Below are 6,139 nucleotides of genomic sequence, written 5' to 3'. Positions count from 1 at the left end.
CCGTTGGTCACGAACGCGATCGACATGCCGAGATCCGGGTCCGCGTACGCGCCGGAGCCGCCCACGCCGTAGTGGCCGAACGCATGCCGCGGCTGCTGCTTGGACATCAATACCGGGCGGTGATAGCCGAGGGTGAAGGTGATCGGCAGACCGAGCACGTAATCGCGGCTGTGGGCCGACTGCGCCCGGCCGATGGTCGCGATCGTCTCCGGGGCCAGGAACCGCACGACCTGCTCGGATCCGGCGTAGACCACGCCGCCGTTGGCCAGCGCGCCGTACATCCGCGCCAGTGCGCGCGCCGAGAAGACGCCGTTCCAGCCCGGCATCACCGCGTCGTGCACCCGGGGGTCGCGGACCAGCTCGTCGAAACTCTCCGGCATGCCCGCCTCGGCGAGCCCGCGCACCGGCCGCACCCAGGACAGCACCGAGGAGGCGGTGTTCCAGCGGATGCCCGGCGGGCCGAGGGGCCGGAAGATCTTGGCGATCCGGTGTCGCTCGGACTCCGGGACGCGGAACCAGTACTCGTCCAACCCGAGCGGCTCGGCGATCTCGGTACGCAACACCTCGGTGAACGGTGTGCCCGTCGCCCGCTGCACGAGTTCGGCGACCAGCCAGCCGAAGGTGATCGCGTGGTAGCCGGAGGTGCGGATGCGCCGGGGGTCCGGCGGGCTGTCGGCCAGCGCCCGGACCACGGCGTCGTAGTTCAGGATGCCTTCGCGGCCTGGCACCAGGCCGCGCACCCGGTGCAAGCCGGCGCGGTGACAGAGCACGTCGCGAACCGTGATGTCGTCTTTGCCGTGCGCTGCGAACTCCGGCCAGTACTCGGCCACCGGGATGTCGTAACCGATCAGACCCCGTTCGGCCAGGCGGTGGACGACGGTCGAGGCGACGCCCTTACCGGTGGAGAAGGTCAGCGCGACGGTATCGCCGTTCCAGCGCCGCTCCTTGTCCGCCCAGCCGGCCCAGATGTCGACCACGGGCCTGCCGTCGAGGTAGACCGCCAGTGCACCGCCGCCGCGCGCGGGTTGGGCGAACAAGCCGAAGAATTGATCGGCCAGCCGGATGAAACGCGGGTCGACCAGCATCTCGCGCGGTGCCGCCAGTTTGTCGCGGGCCGAATCGGCGGGCTCGAAGTCGTCCGCCGCCATTGCCGAAACCATGGGGTCACCTCCTGACCGCCGTTATCCGGGCTGGTCAACCAGGGTAACCCGTTCAGTGGGTCTGCCAGAGCCCAAAAGGGGTGGCAAGGCACGCGTCGCCGCTGTCGGCGTTCCACGCGAAGGCCGCGACGCCCAGACAGACCACCGACCGTTCGGCGGTTTCCACCCCCGCACGCGATCCTTCGAGTGCGATGGAGATCGCGAACGTCCCTGCCGCCGGGTCATCGTTGGTCGAGGTCAGCGCGACCGCGTCCGGGCCGAGGCCGACCGCGACCGGAACTCCGCCCGCGCCTTCGCTGGCACCGACGCCGCCCGCCGCACCGATGCCGATGGCCGTGGCGCCGAGGGTCGCGTTGGCGTAGCCGACCCCATCGATCCCGCTGGCCCTCGCCGAGCCGTAACTGTCGGTCGCCGCGCGGCAGGCCGTCTCCCCATCGATGACGGTGACGTCGGTCCCGTGGTCCGATCGGCAGTGCACGTCGGCAGCGGCCGCCACCCCCGGAACGACGAGGGCGCCTCCGATCGCGGCGGTCGAACACACGATTGCGCTGATCAGCTTCACCGGGGACTCCTCTCGGACCAGAAATCCCACCATACCCAGACTCGTTGGCAGCGGTTCGTTTCCGCCTTCGGCTCGACGTGCGCTCGGTCCATGGTGTATTCATGGCGTGGTATTTCAAGCACAGCCAAGGCAACTTCGGATCACGGGGGCGTGAGTTCGCCGGCGTTACAGCTCGGGAGGACTGTACGTGTCTCGTCAACTGCCCTGGGGGCGTCTCGCCTTCGCCGGATTCGTCATCGCGGCGGGATTGTCGCTGGTCGGCTGTAGTTCCACGATCAGCGGTACCGCCCAGCCCGCCGTGGACAACGGGACGATCGACGCGGTGTCGGTGACCAGCACGCCGAAACCGTCCTCGGGCAAGCCCACTCCGAGCACCGGCAAGCCGACCACGAGCAAGCCGAGCGGCGACACCGACTTCGACGCGAACGTCAACGACTGCGTGAAACTCGGCGGCACCACCACCAACGCGACCATCGAGAAGGCGTCGTGCGGCAGCCGTGAGTCGAACTACAAGGTGATCGACAAGAAGGCGAAGAGCTCGCAGTGCAGCAGCGACGCCGACAACTACTACGCCGAGACCATCAACGGCATCGAGCAGGGTGCGCTGTGCCTGGACATCGACTGGGTGGTCGGCGGTTGCATGGACGTCGGTGGTGACGACCCCAAGCGCATCGACTGCACCGGCTCGTCGCCGTCGAAGGGCGTGAAGGTGGTCAAGATCCAGCAGGGCGCCGATGACGTCAGCGTCTGCGGCAGCGGCACCGGGTACGTCTACGACAAGCGCCGCTTCGTCGTCTGCGTCCAGGAACTCTGACCGGGACTTCCCACCGCCTGTGGGCAGCTAGGTTGGGTTGGTGAGCACCACCGAGCTACCGCGGCTGCAATCCGGCACGGGTCGCTGGATTCTGCTGGCCACCATCCTCGGCTCGTCGGTCGCCTCGCTCGACGCGACGGTCGTGAACATCGCGCTGCCGCGGATCGGCGAATCGCTGGATACCGATGTCGCCGGGCTGCAGTGGACGTTGAACGGGTACACCCTGACCCTCGCCTCGTTCATCCTGCTCGGCGGCTCGCTCGGCGACAAACTCGGGCGGCGGCGGGTCTTCGTGTGGGGAACCGTGGCGTTCGCGCTCGCGTCGGTGTTGTGCGGCGTCGCGACGACCATCGAGATGCTGGTCGCGGCCCGGATCCTGCAGGGTGTCGCGGGCGCGATGCTCACGCCGGGCAGCCTGGCGCTGATCTCCTCGTCCATCGATCGGCGCGATCAAGGCGCGGCGATCGGCCTGTGGTCGGGCTTCGGCGGCGTGGCAGGCGCGCTCGGGCCGTTCCTCGGCGGCTGGCTCATCGAGGTCGCGGGCTGGCGGTCCATCTTCTTCCTCAACGTTCCGCTGACCTTGGTCGTCGTCCTGGTCGCGCTGCGGCACGTGCCCGAGAGCCGCGATCCCGGCGCCGCCGCCGAACTCGACGTGCCCGGCGCACTGGTGGTGGCCCTGGCGCTCGGTGCGCTGACCCTCGGACTGATCGACAGCATGCCTTCGCTCATCGTGGCCGGTGTCGTGCTGCTCGGGACCTTCGTCCTGATCGAGCTGCGCAGCGATCATCCGCTGGTGCCGCCTGCCCTGTTCGGCTCGCGGGTGTTCACCGCGGCGAATCTCGTGACGCTCGCGGTCTACGCCGCCCTCGGTGGCGTGTTCTTCCTGCTGGTGCTGGAACTGCAACTGGTGGCCGGATACTCGCCGCTGATGTCCGGGGTCGCGACCGTGCCGGTCACGGTGATCATGCTGGCGCTCTCGGCCCCCGCCGGACGTTGGGCGCAAGTGCACGGGCCGCGCATCCCGATGACCGCCGGACCGCTGCTGGCGGCGGCGGGCCTGGTGCTTCTGCTGCGCATCGGACCCGAGACCAGGTACTTCATCGATGTGCTTCCGGGCGTCCTCGTGTTCGGGCTTGGGCTCGCTGTGCTGGTCGCGCCGCTGACCGGCGCGGTGCTGGGCGCGGTGCCCGCGAGCGAGGCCGGCATCGCGTCGGGGGTGAACAACGCCGTCGCGCGCACTGCGCAGCTGCTCGCGGTGGCGGCGCTGCCCGGGGTCGCGGGCATCTCTGGTGCGCTGGGCGATCCGGCCGCCTTCGACGACGGCTTCGCCACCGCGATGTGGCTGTGTGCCGGGCTGCTGGTGACCGGTGCGGTGCTCGCCGCCGTGCTGTTGCGCCCCGAGCGGCACGCGCCCGCGTTGGACAGCGTCGACTGCATGCCGCAGTGCGCCGTCGCGGGTCCGGCGGTGGCGCCGGCTCCGAGCGAAAAATAAGCGGCCCGAACGGATCGCTCCGCTCGGGCCGCAAGTCGAAAGTGTGGTCCGCTCAGACCGGGACGTAACCCGTGCCGACGCCGCCGCGTGCGTTGATGTCGGCCACGATGGCGCTCATGTTGGTACCGACCTCAGGACCGAAGCACGCGAGGGCCAGATAGGCGTTCACCATGCCCACCAGCGTCGTCCCGACGACCACCGGCGCACCGGAGTCGCCTTCCACCACGCACATCTGGCTCCAGGTCTCGACGTTCGTCCGGAAGACGTCACCCCAGGCGATACCACAGGTGTTGCCGGTGGTGCGCCCTTCCTTGCACACGATCTGCGGGAAGTTGGCCGGTGCGCCCAGCCCGGTGATGGTGACATTGCCGATCCGGTTCACCGGGGTGATCTTGCCCGGATCGAACTGGATGACGGCGTAGTCCAGGTCGTGGTTCGAGTAGGCGAACCGGCCGATCACGCCCGCCTCCCGATCGGCTTCGGCGTAGACCTGCGCGCCCGGGTCGCCGCAGTGGCCAGCGGTCAAGCCGACCAGACGTCCCGCGTTGTCATGGCCGACAGTCGTGACCGTGCACTCGAACTGGTTGTCGATGATGATGCCGGATCCACCGCCCAACACCGGCGGGCCCGTTTGGGCGTTCGCGGCCCCTGTGCCCGTGCCGAGCAGCGCCGCGCCCAGGGCGACGGCGAAGGCGGCGTTGGCCACCTTGGCGAGTTTGCTGAACATGTCCCTCCAGACGTCGGAAGCCCGCACGATATCAATCTGTCGCACCCATCGTGTCAGTAAACGATCTCGGGCGCGTCACCACTACGGGGTTGTCCCCACCGCTCCGCGCTTCAACCCTATTTCGTACAACTGAGATGGAATGTATCTTACGCGCCTAATAGCATTCGGCTATCACAATTGTGAAAAGCCTGTGGCCGTTAGTGTCGGAGTGATAGTAAGGAGCCGTTGTGTTGGTCTCCGGAAACAAATCTGATTTTCGATGAGGATTATCCAAAGAAATTAGCCGAATCGAAGTTGCGGATCCCGGATTCGTGCAGCTGGGCTGTAGCTTGTGCCAGAGCTCGGGCCGCCGTCTTTGGGTTCGTTCCCAATGTTCCACGGCTTAACCATTGCTTTTCGGCAGCGGTGAGCGACGTCTATGACTGCGATCACAAGGGGATGGTGTGTTCTGCACTACTCCGTAGTAAGGTGCGTCAAGCAAACGAGTCGCCGGGGCAGCCAACCGGCGTCGAGGAGGATTAGCCAGTGCAGTCGACCGAGAGTCCACCATCAGGGTCACGGTTCAGTGGTGCGGCCGATTGGACGAGGTCTTACTGGCAGGATCATCCGAAGCGTTCGCTGGAGACCTTCGGCAGGCAGATCACGATGGGCTTCGCGGCTGTCGCCGAACTGTTCGTCTCGATTTTCCGCAGGCGCTTCCCCTTCGCCGAGTTCGTCCGGCAGTGCGCGTTCATGGCCAGCGTCTCGGCGGCGCCGACGCTGCTTGTCGCCATCCCGATCGGCGTCATCGTCTCCATCCAGGTCGGATCGGTCGCCGGCCAGGTCGGCGCCACCTCGTTCATCGGCGCGGCCAACGGCCTCGGCATCATCCAGCAGGGCGCCCCGCTGGTCACCTCGCTGATGATCGCGGGCGCTGTCGGCTCCGCGGTCTGCGCCGATCTCGGCTCGCGCACCATCCGCGAGGAGATCGACGCCATGAAGGTCATGGGCGTCGACCCCTTGCGCAGGCTGGTCGCTCCGCGGCTCGGCGCGGCGATGCTGGTGAGCGTGCTGCTGTGCGGCTTCGTCGTCTTCGTGGGATTCCTGACCGGCTACATCTTCAATATATTCGCGCAGAACGGCACGCCGGGCTCCTATGTCGGCACCTTCTCGTCGTTCGCCGTGACCACCGATCTTCTTGTCGCGCTGGTGAAATCGCTGATTTTCGGTCTGCTGGCGGCAATCATCGCCTGCGATACCGGATTGAACACCCGCGGTGGTCCCGGCGGTGTCGCGAACTCGGTGAATTCCGCGGTGGTGGGCTCCACCATCATGCTGTTCGGGGTGAACCTCATCATCACCCAGGTTTACAACGCACTATTCCCGTCACAGGTGGTCTGAGCCG

Annotated in this window: 6 protein-coding genes; 3 read left to right on the top strand and 3 right to left on the bottom strand. The window is 67.3% G+C overall.

The features are described 5' to 3' along the window. A partial coding sequence (locus tag ABZ420_RS18315; RefSeq protein WP_357123836.1) for a serine hydrolase domain-containing protein occupies window positions 1-1,148 on the bottom strand: 1,148 nt, incomplete at its 3' end. A 64-nt stretch (window positions 1,149-1,212) separates the two neighbouring features. Next, window positions 1,213-1,722, bottom strand: coding sequence for a DUF6764 family protein (locus ABZ420_RS18310; RefSeq protein WP_357123797.1), 510 nt, complete (start codon window positions 1,720-1,722; stop codon window positions 1,213-1,215). A gap of 187 nt (window positions 1,723-1,909) precedes the next feature. On the opposite strand from ABZ420_RS18310, the gene ABZ420_RS18305 reads away from it, so the two are divergent. Both ABZ420_RS18305 and ABZ420_RS18300 read left to right on the top strand, forming a co-directional pair. After that, window positions 1,910-2,536, top strand: a complete 627-nt coding sequence (locus ABZ420_RS18305) for a hypothetical protein (RefSeq protein ID WP_357123795.1) — start codon at window positions 1,910-1,912, stop codon at window positions 2,534-2,536. Between the two features lie 40 nt (window positions 2,537-2,576). Beyond that, window positions 2,577-4,028 carry an MFS transporter gene (locus ABZ420_RS18300; protein ID WP_357123792.1) on the top strand — a complete coding sequence of 484 codons (1,452 nt, stop codon included), beginning with the start codon at window positions 2,577-2,579 and terminating at the stop codon, window positions 4,026-4,028. 52 nt (window positions 4,029-4,080) lie between these two features. On the opposite strand, the gene ABZ420_RS18295 is transcribed toward ABZ420_RS18300, so the two are convergent. Next, a complete protein-coding gene (locus tag ABZ420_RS18295) occupies window positions 4,081-4,755 on the bottom strand; it encodes a S1 family peptidase (RefSeq protein WP_357123789.1) in 675 nt (224 codons plus the stop codon). A gap of 525 nt (window positions 4,756-5,280) precedes the next feature. Between ABZ420_RS18295 and ABZ420_RS18290 the strand changes: the two genes are divergently transcribed. Then, on the top strand, window positions 5,281-6,135 hold the full coding sequence (locus ABZ420_RS18290) for an ABC transporter permease (protein ID WP_062966837.1): 855 nt from the start codon (window positions 5,281-5,283) through the stop codon (window positions 6,133-6,135). The last annotated feature ends 4 nt before the right edge of the window (window positions 6,136-6,139 follow it).

The sequence above is a fragment of the Nocardia sp. NPDC005745 genome, from assembly GCF_040630775.1.
Taxonomy (GTDB): Bacteria; Actinomycetota; Actinomycetes; order Mycobacteriales; family Mycobacteriaceae; genus Nocardia.
The sequence above is the reverse complement of the archived record's forward strand: the minus strand, read 5'-3'. Positions and strand labels throughout refer to the sequence as shown.